Origin of the sequence: Mycobacterium paraense, assembly GCF_002101815.1 — a bacterium.
In the GTDB taxonomy this organism is placed as follows: Bacteria; Actinomycetota; Actinomycetes; order Mycobacteriales; family Mycobacteriaceae; genus Mycobacterium; species Mycobacterium paraense.
The window spans coordinates 1-15791 of sequence record NZ_LQPM01000016.1 but is presented as its reverse complement, the minus strand read 5'-3'; the positions used below and the strand labels follow the sequence as shown (position 1 = coordinate 15791).

General features: G+C 71.5%; 18 protein-coding genes. 13 read left to right on the top strand and 5 right to left on the bottom strand.

The annotated features are described in order from the left end of the window. Positions 1-8: 8 nt before the first annotated feature. A complete protein-coding gene (locus AWB89_RS15355; protein ID WP_085174811.1) occupies positions 9-923 on the bottom strand; it encodes a hypothetical protein in 915 nt (304 codons plus the stop codon). A gap of 139 nt (positions 924-1062) precedes the next feature. Between AWB89_RS15355 and AWB89_RS15350 the strand changes: the two genes are divergently transcribed. Both AWB89_RS15350 and AWB89_RS15345 read left to right on the top strand, forming a co-directional pair. Further along, entirely contained in the window at positions 1063-2409 is a 1347-nt protein-coding gene (locus tag AWB89_RS15350; protein ID WP_085174809.1) for a replication-associated recombination protein A, read from the top strand. Continuing rightward, the gene (locus AWB89_RS15345; RefSeq protein ID WP_085104067.1) at positions 2406-2741 is read left to right on the top strand and encodes a hypothetical protein; all 336 of its coding nucleotides are present in this window, start codon (positions 2406-2408) and stop codon (positions 2739-2741) included. Before AWB89_RS15350 ends, AWB89_RS15345 begins: the two co-directional genes overlap by 4 nt. On the opposite strand, the gene AWB89_RS15340 is transcribed toward AWB89_RS15345, so the two are convergent. Further along, complete coding sequence (locus tag AWB89_RS15340) at positions 2738-3361, bottom strand: hypothetical protein (RefSeq protein ID WP_085104069.1); 624 nt, start codon at positions 3359-3361, stop codon at positions 2738-2740. The genes AWB89_RS15345 and AWB89_RS15340 overlap by 4 nt on opposite strands. A 111-nt stretch (positions 3362-3472) precedes the next feature. Beyond that, positions 3473-4093, bottom strand: coding sequence for an antibiotic biosynthesis monooxygenase (locus AWB89_RS15335; RefSeq protein ID WP_085174807.1), 621 nt, complete (start codon positions 4091-4093; stop codon positions 3473-3475). 170 nt (positions 4094-4263) lie between these two features. Here AWB89_RS15335 and AWB89_RS15330 point away from each other — a divergent pair, with 170 nt between their 5' ends. From AWB89_RS15330 to aroQ, 10 genes are all read left to right on the top strand, one after another. After that, positions 4264-4653, top strand: coding sequence for a secondary thiamine-phosphate synthase enzyme YjbQ (locus AWB89_RS15330; protein ID WP_096866117.1), 390 nt, complete (start codon positions 4264-4266; stop codon positions 4651-4653). A gap of 62 nt (positions 4654-4715) precedes the next feature. Then, the gene (alaS, locus tag AWB89_RS15325; RefSeq protein WP_085174805.1) at positions 4716-7421 is read left to right on the top strand and encodes an alanine--tRNA ligase; all 2706 of its coding nucleotides are present in this window, start codon (positions 4716-4718) and stop codon (positions 7419-7421) included. After that, complete coding sequence (ruvX, locus tag AWB89_RS15320) at positions 7422-7913, top strand: Holliday junction resolvase RuvX (RefSeq protein ID WP_085104075.1); 492 nt, start codon at positions 7422-7424, stop codon at positions 7911-7913. Positions 7914-7968: 55 nt separating this feature from the next. Beyond that, positions 7969-9150 (top strand): endolytic transglycosylase MltG, encoded by a 1182-nt coding sequence (locus AWB89_RS15315; RefSeq protein WP_139830885.1) that lies wholly within the window; start codon positions 7969-7971, stop codon positions 9148-9150. Further along, positions 9128-9934: a shikimate dehydrogenase gene (locus tag AWB89_RS15310; protein ID WP_241520508.1), complete on the top strand. Its 807-nt coding sequence runs from the start codon at positions 9128-9130 to the stop codon at positions 9932-9934. Before AWB89_RS15315 ends, AWB89_RS15310 begins: the two co-directional genes overlap by 23 nt. A 10-nt stretch (positions 9935-9944) precedes the next feature. Next, a complete protein-coding gene (locus tag AWB89_RS15305) occupies positions 9945-10352 on the top strand; it encodes a prepilin peptidase (RefSeq protein ID WP_085174801.1) in 408 nt (135 codons plus the stop codon). Between the two features lie 118 nt (positions 10353-10470). Continuing rightward, entirely contained in the window at positions 10471-11685 is a 1215-nt protein-coding gene (gene aroC, locus AWB89_RS15300) for a chorismate synthase (protein ID WP_085174799.1), read from the top strand. Then, positions 11685-12209 (top strand): shikimate kinase, encoded by a 525-nt coding sequence (locus AWB89_RS15295; RefSeq protein WP_085104084.1) that lies wholly within the window; start codon positions 11685-11687, stop codon positions 12207-12209. The genes aroC and AWB89_RS15295 overlap by 1 nt, the downstream gene beginning before the upstream one ends. Further along, the gene (aroB, locus tag AWB89_RS15290) at positions 12206-13294 is read left to right on the top strand and encodes a 3-dehydroquinate synthase (RefSeq protein ID WP_085174797.1); all 1089 of its coding nucleotides are present in this window, start codon (positions 12206-12208) and stop codon (positions 13292-13294) included. Before AWB89_RS15295 ends, aroB begins: the two co-directional genes overlap by 4 nt. Continuing rightward, positions 13287-13718, top strand: coding sequence for a type II 3-dehydroquinate dehydratase (gene aroQ, locus AWB89_RS15285; RefSeq protein ID WP_085174795.1), 432 nt, complete (start codon positions 13287-13289; stop codon positions 13716-13718). Before aroB ends, aroQ begins: the two co-directional genes overlap by 8 nt. Here aroQ and AWB89_RS15280 read toward each other — a convergent pair. After that, entirely contained in the window at positions 13715-14401 is a 687-nt protein-coding gene (locus AWB89_RS15280) for a B-4DMT family transporter (protein WP_085174792.1), read from the bottom strand. The two genes, aroQ and AWB89_RS15280, sit on opposite strands and share 4 nt — an antisense overlap. 33 nt (positions 14402-14434) lie before the next feature. Here AWB89_RS15280 and AWB89_RS15275 point away from each other — a divergent pair, with 33 nt between their 5' ends. Then, complete coding sequence (locus tag AWB89_RS15275) at positions 14435-15532, top strand: M24 family metallopeptidase (protein WP_085174790.1); 1098 nt, start codon at positions 14435-14437, stop codon at positions 15530-15532. An 8-nt stretch (positions 15533-15540) separates the two neighbouring features. Here the strand turns inward: AWB89_RS15275 and AWB89_RS27290 are convergent. Further along, on the bottom strand, positions 15541-15791 hold a 251-nt coding region (locus AWB89_RS27290), incomplete at its 5' end, for a hypothetical protein (RefSeq protein WP_193791363.1).

Below are 15791 nucleotides of genomic sequence, written 5' to 3'. Positions count from 1 at the left end.
GGCCGGGCCTACCCGAACTGCGGGCCCGGCGGCGGGCCGGGTGGCGGTCCGGCCTGGTAGCCGCCGCCAGGCTGCTCCAGCGGGACCACCTGGCCGCCGGAAAGCTTGCGGTAGCTGTAGGTCAAGACCAGCGCGGCGATGGGTCCGCCGACGAGCAGCCCCACGCCGCACAGCACCGCGCCGACGACGACGGCGGCCAGCTGCACCAGCCACGCCAGCAGGGCGTTGGCGAAGTTCGACGAGACCGTGGAGAAGCTCGACTTCAACGCGTCGATGGCGCCCTGCGACCGGTCGATGACGAACGGGATGGTGAACTGCGCGAAGAGGCCCACGATGAGGCCGGGCAGGACGAAGCAGGCCGAGGCGATCGACGTCAGGATCCCGACGATGATCCCGGCGAGGATCACCATGCCGAGGTTGCGGGGCTTGAAGAACGAGCCGATGCTCACCGGCCGGCCGTCGGCGAGGTCAAGGCATCCGCTCAGGAACGCGGCCTGGGCGAAGATGCCGATCGCGTAGACCAGGATGTAGCCGACGATCATGACGGCCAGCCCGGCGGCGCTGATGTTCGCCGTCGTGGTCGCGTAGCCGTCGGAGTTGGTCGTGGTGGTGGTCGAGCCCATGCTGCCGCCGATGGGGATCAGGGCGTAGGCGGCGCCGAACACCAGCCCGTAGATGAGCGCCGACACCACCAACGGCATGGCGTTCTGCGTGAACTTGCCCCACGCCCAACGGAACGCCTCGCCGACGCTGAACTGCGGGCCCTGCGGGGCGCCGTAGCCCGCCTGCGGTCCGTAACCGGCCGGCGGGGCGCCGTAGCCGGGGGGCGGCGGTGGCGGGGCGCCGTAGCCGGGCGGAGGCGGGTAGCCGGGAGGGCCCTGACTTGGGACGTTCTGGCCTGGGTATTCGGGAGGCTGGCTCATGTCCGTCCTAGCTGTTGGATTCAACTTGTGGGCACGCGCGTCCAAACTCGGCAAACCGGAACTTAGCAAATAAGTGCCCGGGGCGCGCGCATTGATTTCGGGCCGGCTCGAGCGGCGCATGCCGTCGCCGCCACGTGGTATGCCTAAAACCGTGTCCGACGGTCTGTTTGACCTCCCCGGCGCACCCCAGACAACCGGCCACGGCCTGGGCGTGTCGGCCGGTGCGCCGCTGGCGGTGCGGATGCGGCCGGCGTCGCTGGACGAGGTGGTGGGGCAGGACCACCTGCTGACACCCGGATCGCCGCTGCGCCGCCTGGTCGAGGGCTCGGGCATGGCGTCGGTCATTCTGTACGGCCCGCCGGGCAGCGGAAAGACGACGCTGGCCGCGCTGATCTCGCAGGCCACCGGGCGCCGGTTCGAGGCGCTGTCGGCGCTGTCGGCCGGGGTCAAGGAGGTCCGGGCGGTCATCGATGTGGCGCGCCGGGCCCTGTTGAACGGCGAGCAGACCGTCCTGTTCATCGACGAGGTGCACCGGTTCTCCAAGACCCAGCAGGACGCGCTGCTGTCCGCCGTGGAGAACCGGGTGGTGCTGCTGGTGGCGGCGACCACCGAGAACCCGTCGTTTTCCGTGGTGGCGCCGCTGCTGTCGCGGTCGCTGATCCTGCAGCTGCGGCCGCTTTCGGCCGACGACGTCCGCACCGTCGTGCAGCGCGCCGTCGAGGACCCGCGCGGGCTGGGCGGCAAGGTCGCCGTCGCGCCCGAGGCTGTCGACCTGCTGGTGCAGCTGGCGGCCGGCGACGCCCGCCGGGCCCTGACCGCGCTGGAGGTGGCGGCCGAGGCCGGCGAATCCGTCAGCGTCGAGACCATCGAGCAGTCCCTGGACAAGGCCGCGGTGCGCTACGACCGCGACGGCGACCAGCACTACGACGTGATCAGCGCGTTCATCAAGTCGGTCCGCGGCTCCGACGTCGACGCCGCGCTGCACTACCTGGCCCGCATGCTGGTCGCCGGGGAGGACCCGCGGTTCGTCGCGCGCCGGCTGATGATCCTGGCCAGCGAGGACATCGGGCTGGCCGACCCGACCGCGCTGCCGACCGCGGTCGCGGCCGCCCAGACCGTGCAGCTGATCGGCATGCCCGAGGCGCAGCTGACGCTGGCGCACGCCACCATCCACCTGGCCACCGCGCCGAAGTCGAACGCCGTCACCACCGCGCTGGCGGCGGCGATGGACGACATCAGGGCGGGCAAGGCCGGGCTGGTGCCGCCCCACCTGCGCGACGGGCACTACGCCGGCGCCGCGGGGCTGGGCAACGCCCAGGGCTACCGCTATTCCCACGACGATCCCGATGGCGTTGTGGCGCAACAATATCCGCCGGACGAGCTGGTGGGCGTGGACTACTATCGCCCCACCGCCCACGGCGGCGAACGGGAACTGGCCGGCCGGCTGGACCGGCTGCGCGCGATCATCCGCAGGAGGCGGGCATGAAGACCTTCACCGACGAGGAGATGGGCCAACTGCTGCCCACCGCCAAGGAATACAGCGTCGTGATCCTCAAGCGCGGCCCGAGGTTCGGCGACGAGTCGTCCCCGGGGGTCATCTGGGAGCACGGCCGGCGCAACTTCGGGCTGCGCGACGACGGGGTGCTCGCGGTGGTGCTGCCGGTCACCGACGAGTCCGACGTCTGCGGCATCGGGGTGTTCGCCGCGCCGGTCGAGGAGACCACCGCGATCATGAACGACGATCCCGGCGTGGCGGCCGGGGTGTTCACCTACCAGGTGCACCCCTGCCGCGGATTCCCCGGGGACGCCCTGCCCTAGACCAGTTCGGGCACCCGCAGGTGGGCGATCGCCAGCTCGAACTCGGCCACGTCGACGATCTCGGCGCCCAGGTCGCGCGCGCGTGAGCTGCGCAATTCGGTGGCCCGGTCGCGGTTGCGGGCCATCGCGTCCATGCTGTCGAACGTCGAGCACGACACGGCCCGCCGGCAGGCGGGGTGGTCGACCATCAGGCTGGCGCTGCAGAAGCCGTCGAGCTTTTCCATCTCCGGCAGCAGCGAGGTCCGGTAGAAGTCCAGGGACCGGCTCAGCTGATCCGGCACCACCTTGAGCCAGGTGGCCCGCACGCAGGCCCCGTCCTGGGAGTGGTGGTCGCGGTGCAGGAAGGCGATGTCCCACTCCTCGACCTTGGCGCTGCCGTCGAACATCAACGCGGCGCGGTCGCGGACCGGCGCCACCCGCTCGGCGCTGGCGCGCATCGCTTCCATCGTCTGCCAGGCGCTGGTGGCGATGCATCTGCCCGACTGGCGATCCACCAGCAACGACAACCCGACATACCCGTTCATCTCCTGCAACGCCGGCATGACGACATCGCGGACGTGCGCGATGCCGATGTCGACGGACAGGGGTTGCGCCTGAATGGTGGTGGAGCGTGCGTACATGGTCGGGCCTCCCGTGTCGGGGCGGGTATGTCGTTGGGCCCCGGGAGCCACCGGGGCCCAACGAATACCTTCCTCCTCGCGGCTGGGGGTGGCAATGGGTTCGAACCGAGATCAGACCAGCTCGGGTACCCGCAGATGGGCCAACGCCAGCTCGAATTCGCGCTCGTCGAGTTCCTGGACGCCCGCCTCGCGCATCGACGCGATCTTCAGCGCGCTCGCCTGGTCCCGGTTGCGCTCCATCGCGTCCAGGCTGTCGAACGTCACGGACGACACGCCACGCCCGGAGGCCCGGTCGATCAGCAGGCTGGCGCTGCAAAAGCCGTCGAGGTCCTCCAGCTGGTGCAGGACGGACGACTTGTAGAACTCGATGCCCGAATCCATTTGACCTTCGGGTACCTTGACCCAGGTCGCTCGGACGCCGGCACCCTCGGGCGCGCGGTGGTCACGATGAAGTGCCGCGATCTCCCACTCGTTCGTTTCTGCCGCGCCCCCGAACGTTTCCGCCGCGCGATCGCGGATCGGCCGCACGGTCTCAGTGCTCGCGCGCATGGCCTCGTCGCTCTCCCAGGCGCTGGTGGCGATGCACCGGCCGGAGTCACGGTCAACCAGCAGCGACACCCCGACGCAACCGGGCATGCCTTGCAGCGCGGGCATCACCTCATCGCGGACGTGCGCAATTCCGGCGTCGATGGACGAGGGTTGCGCCTGAATAGTGGTAGAGCGTGCGTACACGGTCCACCCCCTCCCGGTCGGGGCAGCGCCCCGGTGGCGCCACCGGTCCAACGAGATACGTTCCTCCTGCCGGCCCGGGCTGGCAATGCCCCCCGGGGGTGTGGCCGCCCTCACAGTCGGTTGGCCGGTCATGCCGGCCTCGCCGTAGGCTTGACCAGGTGCATACCGATGTGCTGGAGGTGGACACCGCCCGTCGCCGCGTCGTCGATTTGACCGATGCGGTGCGGCGGTTCTGCTTCAGCTACGGCGACGGCCTGTGCAACGTGTTCGTCCCGCACGCGACGGCCGGGGTCGCGATCATCGAGACCGGCGCCGGCTCCGACGACGACCTGGTCGACACGCTGGAACGGCTGCTGCCGCGCGACGACCGCTACCGGCACGCGCACGGCTCGGCGGGACACGGCGCCGACCATGTGCTGCCGGCCATCGTCGCGCCGTCGGTGACGGTGCCGGTCGCCAGCGGCGACCCCCAGCTGGGCACCTGGCAAAGCATCGTGCTGGTCGACCTCAACCGGGACAATCCGCGGCGGTCGGTGCGGTTGAGCTTCCTGGAGGGCTAGCTGTCTAGGCTGGGAATCCCCGATCAAGGCAAGTCGAAGCAACAGGAAGAAGCGAACTCAAAGTGCAGACACACGAGATCAGGAAGCGATTCCTCGATCATTTCGTGAAGGCGGGCCACACCGAGGTGCCGAGCGCATCGGTGATCCTCGACGACCCCAACCTGCTGTTCGTCAACGCCGGCATGGTTCAGTTCGTGCCGTTTTTCCTGGGCGCCCGCACCCCGCCCTACGCGACGGCCACCAGCATCCAGAAGTGCATCCGCACCCCCGACATCGACGAGGTGGGCATCACCACCCGGCACAACACCTTCTTCCAGATGGCGGGCAACTTCTCGTTCGGCGACTACTTCAAGCGTGGCGCGATCGAGCTGGCCTGGTCGCTGCTGACCAATCCGATCGCCGACGGCGGCTACGGCCTGGATCCGAATCGGCTGTGGGCCACCGTGTTTCACGACGACGACGAGGCCGTCCAGCTGTGGCAGGAGATCGCCGGCTTGCCCGCCGAGCGGATCCAGCGCCGCGGCATGGCCGACAACTACTGGTCGATGGGCATTCCCGGGCCGTGCGGGCCGTCGTCGGAGATCTACTACGACCGCGGCCCCGAGTTCGGCCCCGAGGGCGGACCCGTCGCCAACGAGGACCGCTACCTCGAGGTCTGGAACCTGGTGTTCATGCAGAACGAGCGCGGTGAGGGCAGCACCAAGGAGGACTACCCGATCCTTGGGCCGTTGCCGCGCAAGAACATCGACACCGGCATGGGCGTCGAGCGGATCGCGCTGGTGCTGCAGGGCGTGCACAACGTCTACGAAACCGACCTGCTGCGGCCGATCATCGATGTCGTGGCGGCGCGCGCCCCGCGGCCCTACGACGTCGGCAACCACGACGACGACGTGCGCTACCGCGTCATCGCCGACCACAGCCGCACCGCGGCGATCCTGATCGGCGACGGCGTCAGCCCCGGCAACGACGGGCGCGGCTACGTGCTGCGCCGGCTGCTGCGCCGGGTGATCCGGTCGGCCAAGCTGCTGGGCATCGAGGACCCGATCGTCGGCGACCTGATGGCCACCGTGCGCGACTCGATGGGCCCGTCGTATCCCGAGCTGGTCACCGACTTCGACCGAATCCGGCGCATCGCCGTGGCCGAGGAGACGGCCTTCAACCGGACGCTGTCGTCGGGTTCGCGGTTGTTCGACGAGGTGGTCAGCGCGACGAAATCGTCGGGCGCCCAGGTGGTCTCGGGCTCGGATGCCTTCACCCTGCACGACACCTACGGGTTCCCCATCGAGCTCACCCTCGAGATGGCCTCGGAGGCCGGCCTGCAGGTCGACCAGAGCGGCTTTCACGAGCTGATGCTGCAACAGCGCCAGCGGGCCAAGGCCGACGCCGCCGCGCGCAAGCACGCGCACGCCGACCTGAGCGCCTACCGCGAGCTGGTCGACGCCGGGCCCACCGAGTTCACCGGGTTCGACGAGTTGACCTCCGAGGCAAGGATTTTGGGGATCTTCGCCGACGGCAAGCGGGTGCCGGTGGTCGCGCACGGCTTGCAGGGGGAGGGGGCCGGCGCGGACCGGGTCGAACTGGTGCTGGACCGCACCCCGCTCTACGCCGAGTCGGGCGGCCAGATCGCCGACGAGGGCAGCATCAGCGGAACCGGCGCCAACGAGAGCGCCCGCGCCGCCGTCACCGACGTGCAGAAGATCGCCAAAACGCTGTGGGTGCACCGGGTCAACGTGGAGTCCGGCGAATTCGTCGAGGGCGACACCGTCGTCGCCGCCGTGGACCCGGGCTGGCGCCGGGGCGCCACCCAGGGGCATTCCGGCACCCACATGGTGCACGCCGCGCTGCGACAAGTGCTGGGGCCCAACGCCGTTCAGGCCGGGTCGCTGAACCGGCCGGGCTACCTGCGTTTCGACTTCAACTGGCAGGGGCCGCTGACCGAAGACCAGCGCACCCAGATCGAAGAGGTCACCAACGAGGCCGTGCAGGCCGACTTCGAGGTGCACACCTTCACCGAGAAGCTGGAAAAGGCCAAGGCGATGGGCGCGATGGCGCTGTTCGGCGAGGCCTACCCCGACGAGGTGCGGGTGGTGGAGATCGGCGGGCCGTTCTCCCTGGAGCTGTGCGGCGGCACCCACGTGCACAACTCGGCGCAGATCGGCCCGGTCACCATCCTGGGCGAGTCGTCGATCGGCTCCGGGGTGCGCCGGGTCGAGGCCTACGTGGGGCTGGAGTCGTTCCGGCACCTGGCCAAGGAGCGCGCGCTGATGGCCGGGCTGGCGTCGTCGCTGAAGGTGCCCTCCGACGAGGTGCCGGCCCGGGTCGCCAACCTGGTCGACCGGCTCAAGGCCGCCGAGAAGGAACTCGAACGCGCCCGGCTGGCGAGCGCCCGCGCCGCCGCCACCAACGCCGCCGCCGGCGCGGAGCGGATCGGTAACGTGCGTGTGGTGGCGCAGCGGATGTCGAGCGGGATGACGGCGGCCGACCTGCGTTCCCTGGTGGGCGACATCCGCGGCAAGCTGGGCAACGACCCGGCGGTGGTGGTGCTCATCGCCGAGGGCGACGGCGGGACCGTGCCGTACGTCGTCGCCGCCAACCGGGCCGCCCAGGACCTCGGTCTCAGCGCTAACGACCTGGTCAAAGAGCTCGCCGTGGAGGTCGACGGCCGCGGTGGCGGCAAGGCCGACCTGGCGCAGGGCTCAGGAAAGAATCCCACCGGAATCGACGCCGCGCTTGCTGCAGTGCACAGGGCGATAGCGCGGGTCGGCTGAGTGGTTTTGACAGAGCACCGCCTCCCCGACCGGCCCGGCGATCCCGATCAGGACCCCGGGCGAGGGAGGAGCCTGGGCGTCGATGTCGGCAGCGTGCGCATCGGCGTGGCCGTCAGCGACCCCGACGGCATCCTGGCCACCCCGGTGGAAACCGTGCGCCGCGACCGCTCCGGCAGGCACCTGCGCCGGCTGGCCGAGCTCGTCGCCGAGCTGGAAGCCGTCGAGGTGGTCGTCGGGCTGCCGCGGACGCTGGCCGACCGGACCGGGCCGTCGGCGCAGGACGCGATCGAGCTCGCCGAGTCGCTGGGCCGGCGGATCGCGCCCACGCCGGTGCGGCTGGCCGACGAGCGGTTGACCACCGTGAGCGCGCAGCGGTCGCTGCGGGCCGCGGGCGTGCGGGCCAAACAGCAGCGGTCGGTGATCGACCAGGCGGCCGCGGTGGCGATCCTGCAGAGCTGGCTCGACCAGCGCAGGGGAGCCGGCCGTGGTTGACAGCGCGCGGCGCGAGCGCGCCGAGCCCAGCGCGGTCGGGCCGCCCCGGCGCAGGATGAGCCGCGTCGACCGCAACCGCGCGGAACGCGGGAAACAGCGCAAACGCGTCGCCGGCCGAATCACCCTGGTGGTGCTCGTCGTGATCGCGGTGGTCGCCGTCTTCGTCGGCACCAGGCTGTGGAACACGGTGTTCGGCTCCGGTGACGACTACAGCGGAAACGGCAAGCGCGACATCGTGATTCAGATCCAATCCGGCGACTCGACGACGATGGTCGGGGAGACGCTGCACAACCAGGGCGTGGTCGCCACGGTGCGCGCGTTCGTCAACGCGGCGCATGGCAACGCCGCGATCAACTCGATCCAGCCCGGCTTCTACCGGATGCGCACCGAAATCCCGGCGGCCAACGCCGTCGCCCGGCTGGCCGACCCGAACAGCCGGGTGGGGCGGCTGGTCATCCCCGAGGGCCGTCAGCTCGACGACACCACCGACATGAAGACCAACGTGGTGAACCCCGGCATCTTCTCGTTGATCTCGCGCGCCACCTGCGTGGACCTCGACGGCAACAAGCGCTGCGTCTCGGTGGACGACCTGCGCGCGGCGGCCTCCAACGCCGCGCCGACGACCCTGGCGGTGCCGCCGTGGGCGGTCGAGCCGGTCACCGAGCTGGGCAAGGATCATCGCCGGATCGAGGGCCTGATCGCGCCGGGAACGTTCAACGTCGACCCCTCGTCGTCGGCCGAGAGCATCCTGACGAGCCTGATCAGCGCGGGCGCCGTGGAGTACGCGAAGTCGGGTCTGGTGGATTCCGCGCAGGCGATGGGCCTGTCGCCCTACGACATCCTGGTGGTCGCCTCGCTGGTGCAGCAGGAATCCAACACGCAGGACTTCCCGAAGGTGGCGCAGGTCATCTACAACCGGCTGCATGCGCACCACACGCTGGAGTTCGACTCGACGGTGAACTATCCGCTGGACCGCCGCGAGGTCGCCACCACCGACGCCGACCGGGGCCAGAAGACGCCGTGGAACACGTACGTGTCCCAGGGGCTGCCGGCCACGGCGATCTGCTCGCCCGGCGTCGATGCGCTGCGCGCGGCCGAGCATCCGGAGCCGGGGGACTGGCTGTACTTCGTCACCATCGATGCCCAGGGCACGACGCTGTTCACGAAGGACTATCAGCAGCATTTGGCCAATATCGAGCTGGCTAAGCGCAACGGTGTCCTCGACTCGGCCCGCTAGGAAGGCGGGGGTGCTCGGGCGCCCCATCGCCCATTCGAAGTCCCCGGACCTGCACCTGGCGGCCTACCGCGCGCTGGGCCTGGACGGCTGGACCTACGAGCGCATCGACTGCGGCGCCGAGGAGCTGCCGGGCGTCGTCGGCGGCTTCGGGCCGGAGTGGGTGGGCGTCTCGGTCACGATGCCGGGCAAGTTCGCCGCGCTGCGAGTCGCCGACGAACGCACCGCGCGCGCGGAGCTCGTCGGGTCGGCCAACACCCTGGTGCGCACCCCGGCGGGCTGGCGGGCCGACAACACCGACGTCGACGGTGTCACCGGCGCCATCGGCTCGGCTTCGGGATGGGCGCTGGTCTGTGGATCGGGTGGCACCGCCCCGGCGGCCGTCGTGGGCCTGGCCGGGCTCGGCGTCACGGGCATCACGGTGGTGGCCCGCGACCCGGGCAAGGCGTCGCGGTTGGTGGAGCTCGGCGCGCGGGTCGGCGTGGCGACGCGGTTCTGCGCGCTGGACAGCGACGGGCTGGCCGGCGAGGTGGCGGGCGCGGAGGTGCTGGTCAGCACCATCCCCGCCGACGTGGCCGCGCGCTACGCCGCAACGCTGGCCGCCATCCCGGTGCTGCTGGACGCCGTCTACGACCCGTGGCCCACGCCGCTGGCCGCCGCGGTCGACGCCGCCCGCGGCCGGGTGATCAACGGCCTGCAGATGCTGCTGCACCAGGCCTTCTCCCAGGTCGAGCAGTTCACCGGGCTGCCGGCGCCGCGAGCGGCGATGGAGGCGGCGCTGCGCTAGCCTGCCGCGCATGGTGGCCGGGGTCGTGTTGCTCTGGATGGGCGCCCTGAGCTGCTGCGACATCTGGCGGCGCAGGCTGCCCAATTCGCGGACATTGCCGGGGGCCGCCGCGATCCTGCTGGGCGGTGCGGTGGCCGGCCGCGGGCTGCCCGCGCTCGCCGGGGCGGCGGCGCTGAGCGGGACGTACCTGCTGGTCCACCTGCTGGCGCCGAACGCGATGGGGGCCGGTGACGTCAAGCTGGCGATCGGGCTGGGCGGGCTGGCCGGCTGCTTCGGCGCCCCGGTGTGGTTCTTGGCGGCGCTGGGCGCGCCGCTGCTCACGGCACTGGTCGGGGTGTGCCGTGGCATGCGGGCGGTTCCGCACGGCCCCGCGATGTGCCTGGCCACCGCCGCCGCGGTCGGCCTGGCACTTGCGTGACCTTCCTTTCGAAATCGACGGCAGCGCGGAAAAGTGCGAGAGACCCACGCGCTGGCGTCGATTTCGGCGGATGGCTCGGGATTTAAGTCAGCGCGTACCCACATGGGAAGATGAACGGGTGTTGCGCTGGATCACCGCCGGAGAATCCCATGGCCGCGCGCTGGTGGCCGTGGTCGACGGCATGGTCGCCGGCGTGGAGGTCACCTCCACCGAAATCGCCGACCAGCTGGCTCGGCGCCGCCTCGGCTACGGCCGCGGCGCGCGGATGAAGTTCGAGCGCGACGCGGTGACCATCCTGTCCGGGATACGCCACGGCGTCACCCTCGGCGGCCCGATCGCCGTCGAGATCGGCAACACCGAGTGGCCGAAGTGGGAAACCGTGATGGCCACCGACCCCGTCGACCCAGGCCAACTGGCGAACCTGGAAAGCTCAGCCCGCAACGAACCGCTGACCCGGCCGCGGCCCGGCCACGCCGACTACGCCGGGATGCTCAAGTACGGCTTCGACGACGCCCGGCCTGTGCTGGAGCGGGCCAGCGCCCGGGAGACGGCCGCCCGCGTCGCCGCCGGGACCATCGCGCGGTCGTTCCTGCGCCAGGCGCTCGGCGTCGAGGTGCTCTCGCACGTCGTCTCGATCGGCCCGTCGGCGCCGTACGACGGCCCGCCACCGGCGCCCGCCGACCTGCCCGCCATCGACGACAGCCCGGTTCGCGCGTTCGACAAGGCCGCCGAAGCGGCCATGATCGCCGAGATCGAGGCCGCCAAGAAGGACGGCGACACCCTCGGCGGCGTGGTCGAGGTGGTGGCAACGGGCCTGCCGGTGGGGCTGGGCTCGTTCACCAGCGGCGACAACCGGCTGGACAGCCAGCTGGCCGCCGCCGTCATGGGCATCCAGGCGATCAAGGGCGTCGAGATCGGCGACGGCTTCGAGACCGCGCGCCGCCGCGGCAGCCGCGCGCACGACGAGATGTACCCGGGGCCCGACGGCGTGGTCCGCTCCACCAACCGGGCCGGTGGGCTGGAGGGCGGCATGACCAACGGGCAGCCGCTGCGCGTGCGGGCCGCGATGAAGCCGATCTCCACCGTGCCGCGGGCGCTGGCCACCGTCGACATGGCGACCGGCGACGAGGCCGTCGCCATCCATCAGCGCTCGGACGTGTGCGCGGTGCCGGCCGCCGGGGTCGTCGTCGAGACCATGGTGGCGCTGGTGCTGGCCCGCGCGGCGCTGGAGAAGTTCGGCGGCGACTCCCTGACCGAGACCCGCCGCAACATCGAGTCCTACCAGCGCGCGGTCGCCGACCGGGAAGCGCCGGCCGCGCGCGGTACCGCGTGATGGCCCCCAAAGCGGTGCTCGTGGGGCTGCCGGGCTCGGGCAAGTCCACCATCGGCCGGCGGCTGGCCAAGGCGCTCGGCGTCGGCCTGCTCGACACCGACGTGGCGATCGAGCAGCGCACCGGCCGCACCATCGCCGACATCTTCGCCACCGACGGCGAGCCGGAGTTCCGCCGCATCGAGGAAGAGGTGGTGCGCGCGGCGCTGGCCGACCACGACGGCGTCCTGTCGCTCGGCGGCGGCGCGGTCACCAGCCCCGGCGTGCGCGACGCGCTCGCCGGCCACACCGTCATCTACCTGGAGATCGGCGCCCGGGAAGGGGTGCGGCGCACCGGCGGCGGCGCCGTGCGGCCGCTGCTGGCCGGGCCCGACCGCGCCGAGAAGTACCGCGCCCTGATGGCCGAGCGCGCCCCGCTGTACCGGCGCGTCGCGACCATCCGGGTCGACACCAACCGCCGCAATCCCGGCGCGGTGGTCCGCCACATCGTTTCGCGGCTGCAGACGCCGAGCGAGGCCGCCACGTGACGGACACCAAGGGGCCGGTCACCGTGTACGTGGCCGTCGACGAGCCGTACCCGGTGGTCATCGGCACCGGGCTGACGGGCGAGCTGGAAAGCCTGCTCGCCGGTCGGCACCGCGTCGCGATCCTGCACCAGCCCGTCATGGGCGACACCGCCGAGGAAATTCGAAGCCGGTTGGCGGGCAAGGGAATCGACGCGCACCGCATCGAGATCCCGGACGCCGAGGCCGGCAAGGACCTGCCCGTCGTGGGGTTCATCTGGGAAGTGTTGGGTCGCATCGGGATCGGCCGCAGGGATGCGCTGGTCAGCCTCGGCGGCGGCGCGGCCACCGACGTCGCCGGTTTCGCGGCGGCGACGTGGCTGCGCGGGGTCGACATCGTGCACGTGCCCACCACGCTGCTGGGCATGGTGGACGCGGCCGTCGGCGGCAAGACCGGCATCAACACCGACGCGGGCAAGAATCTGGTCGGGGCGTTCCACCAGCCGCTGGCCGTGCTGGTCGACCTGGCGACGCTGAAAACGTTGCCGCGCAACGAACTCGTCGCCGGCATGGCGGAGGTGGTCAAGGCGGGCTTCATCGCCGACCCGGTGATCCTGGACCTCATCGAAGCCGACCCGGAGGCCGCCCTCGACCCGGCGGGCGAGGTGCTGCCGGAGCTGATCCGGCGCGCGATCGCGGTCAAGGCCGAGGTGGTTTCCGCCGACGAGAAGGAGTCCGAGCTGCGCGAAATCCTGAACTACGGCCACACTTTGGCGCACGCGATCGAGCGCCGGGAGCGTTACCGGTGGCGGCACGGCGCCGCGGTCTCGGTCGGGCTGGTGTTCGCCGCGGAGCTCGCCCGGCTCGCCGGCCGGCTCGACGACGCCACCGCGGCGCGCCACCGCAGCATCCTCACCTCGCTGGGCCTGCCGGTCAGCTACGACGCCGACGCGCTGCCGCAGTTGCTGGAATACATGGCGGGGGACAAGAAGACTCGGGCCGGCGTGCTGCGGTTCGTCGTCCTGGACGGGCTCGGGAAGCCGGGCCGGCTGACGGGGCCGGATCCGTCGCTGCTGGCGGCGGCCTACGCGGGGTTGGCCGATGAGTAAGACGGTGCACGTCATCAACGGCCCCAACCTGGGGCGGCTGGGCCGGCGCGAGCCCGAGGTGTACGGCGACACCACGCACGACCAGCTGGCCGAGCTGATCGAGCGCGAGGCGGCCGCCCTGGATCTGAAAGTCGTTGTGCGGCAAAGCGATAGCGAGGCCCAGCTGCTGGACTGGATTCATCTGGCCGCCGATGCCGGCGAGCCCGTGATCCTCAATGCCGGCGGCCTGACCCACACGTCGGTGGCGCTGCGCGACGCGTGCGCCGAGCTGAGCGCGCCCCTGATCGAGGTGCACATCTCTAATGTGCATGCGCGCGAGGAATTTCGGCGCCACTCCTACATCAGCCCGGTCGCGACCGGCGTGATCGTCGGGCTCGGCATTCAGGGTTATCTGCTCGCCCTGCGCTACCTGGCCTGGGGTTAGCCCTTCTCCGGCTCCTCGCCCGGCTTGGCGTGCCTGGCGTCGTCCGTGCGGATCACCTCGGTCTTGGCGTCGTCGCCGGACGTCGGGATGGTTTCGGTGGGAGCGTCGCGCTCGGCGGTCGCGACCGACCCGGTGCGCTCCTCGGCCCGGGCCCCGGGGGCCGTCTGGGCGGGTATCTCGCCGGTGGGCGTCTCGTCGCCGCGGACCGCCGAGAAGACGTCGGTGTCGGCGCGCTCCTCGTCCTCGCCATGTGGGCGGGGCGGCGGGTTGCGGTCGATCCGCCAGCGGCCCACCGCCACGCCGATGATCCCGGGCACGAAGACGAGCAGCGCGGTGAACGCCGCGAACGTCGTCACCTCGTTGATCAGGCCGCCGGTGTAGAGCCCCTGATAGAACAGCGCGATGAGCCAGGAGACGGCGCCGCTGAGGATGCCCGCCAGCAGGCCGGCCAGCAGCCAGGTCATCGCCAGGTCCTGGCGGCGATCCGGATCCGGCTGGGCCTTGGCGTCCGCCCGCCCGTCGAGCACCCCCCAGATGACCACGCCGATCACGAACAGGATCAGCAGCACGATGCTGATCAGACCGGCCTGTGTCTGCCACGCGTTGATGAGCGCACCTTGGAGCAATCGAAGTACCACCATGGCCGCGGCGAACACCAATCCGCGCAGCATCCAGTTCCTCATGAAGGAAAAGCGTAGCGAGTACCGTCAAGGGTCGTGACACATTCCCAGCGTCGAGACAATCTGAAAGCGCAAATCGGAGCCAGCGGGCTGGACGCGATGCTGGTCACGGACCTGATCAACGTCCGCTACCTGTCGGGTTTCACCGGCTCGAACGGCGCGTTGCTGGTTTTCGCCGACGATCGCGGGCCCGTGCTGGCCACCGACGGCCGCTACCGTACGCAGGCGGCCGCGCAGGCCCCCGACCTCGAGGTCGCCATCGAGCGGGCCGTCGGGCGCCACCTGGTCGGCCGGGCCGCCGACGCCGGCGTCGGCAAGCTGGGCTTCGAGAGCAACGTGGTCACCGTCGACGGCTTCGACGCGCTGCGGAGCGAGGTCGAGGAGCGCAAGGCCGCCACCGAGCTGGTGCGGGCCGCCGGGACCGTGGAGGCGCTGCGCGAGGTCAAGGACGCCGGCGAGGTGGCGCTGCTGCGGCTGGCCTGCGAGGCCGCCGACGCCGCGCTGGCCGACCTGGTCGAGCGCGGCGGGCTGCGGCCCGGCCGGACCGAACGCGAGGTGGGCCGCGAGCTGGAGTCGCTGATGCTCGACCACGGCGCGGACGCGATCTCGTTCGACACCATCGTGGCCGCCGGGCCGAATTCGGCGATCCCGCACCACCGCCCGACCGACGCGGTGCTGGCCGATGGCGATTTCGTCAAGATCGACTTCGGCGCCCTGGTCGCCGGCTACCACTCGGACATGACCCGCACGTTCGTGCTGGGCAAGGCCGCCGAATGGCAGCTGGAGATCTATGAACTCGTCGCCGACGCGCAGCGGGCCGGCCGGGAGGCGCTGAGGCCGGGCGCCGACCTGCGCGACGTGGACGCCGCGGCGCGGCAGCCGATCGCCGACGCCGGCTACGGCGAGCAGTTCGGCCACGGCTTGGGCCACGGCGTGGGGCTGCAGATCCACGAAGCGCCGGGAATCGGGGCGACGTCCGCCGGGACGCTGCTCGCGGGTTCGGTGGTGACCGTGGAGCCCGGGGTCTACCTGCCCGGCCGCGGCGGTGTCCGCATCGAGGACACGCTGGTCGTGGGCGATAAGGCACCGGAACTGCTGACCAAGTTCCCCAAGGAGCTGGCCGTCCTGACGTAGCCGCCGCGCTAGGGGCCGCCGTTGCCGCCCTTGCCGCCGGTGCCGGTCCCGCCGACACCGACCGCGGCACCGCTGCCGCCGCCACCACCGCCGCCGCCCTCCGCGCCGGCGCTGCCGCCGAGGCCACCGGTGGCGGCACCGCCGACCTGTGGGAAGCCGGTACCGGGGCTGCCCGCGTGGCCCGCCGTGCCGCCCGCACCGCCGACCGCGCCGCCGGTCCCGCCGGTGCCGCCGGTGCCCAGGGTGACGGCGGCACCGG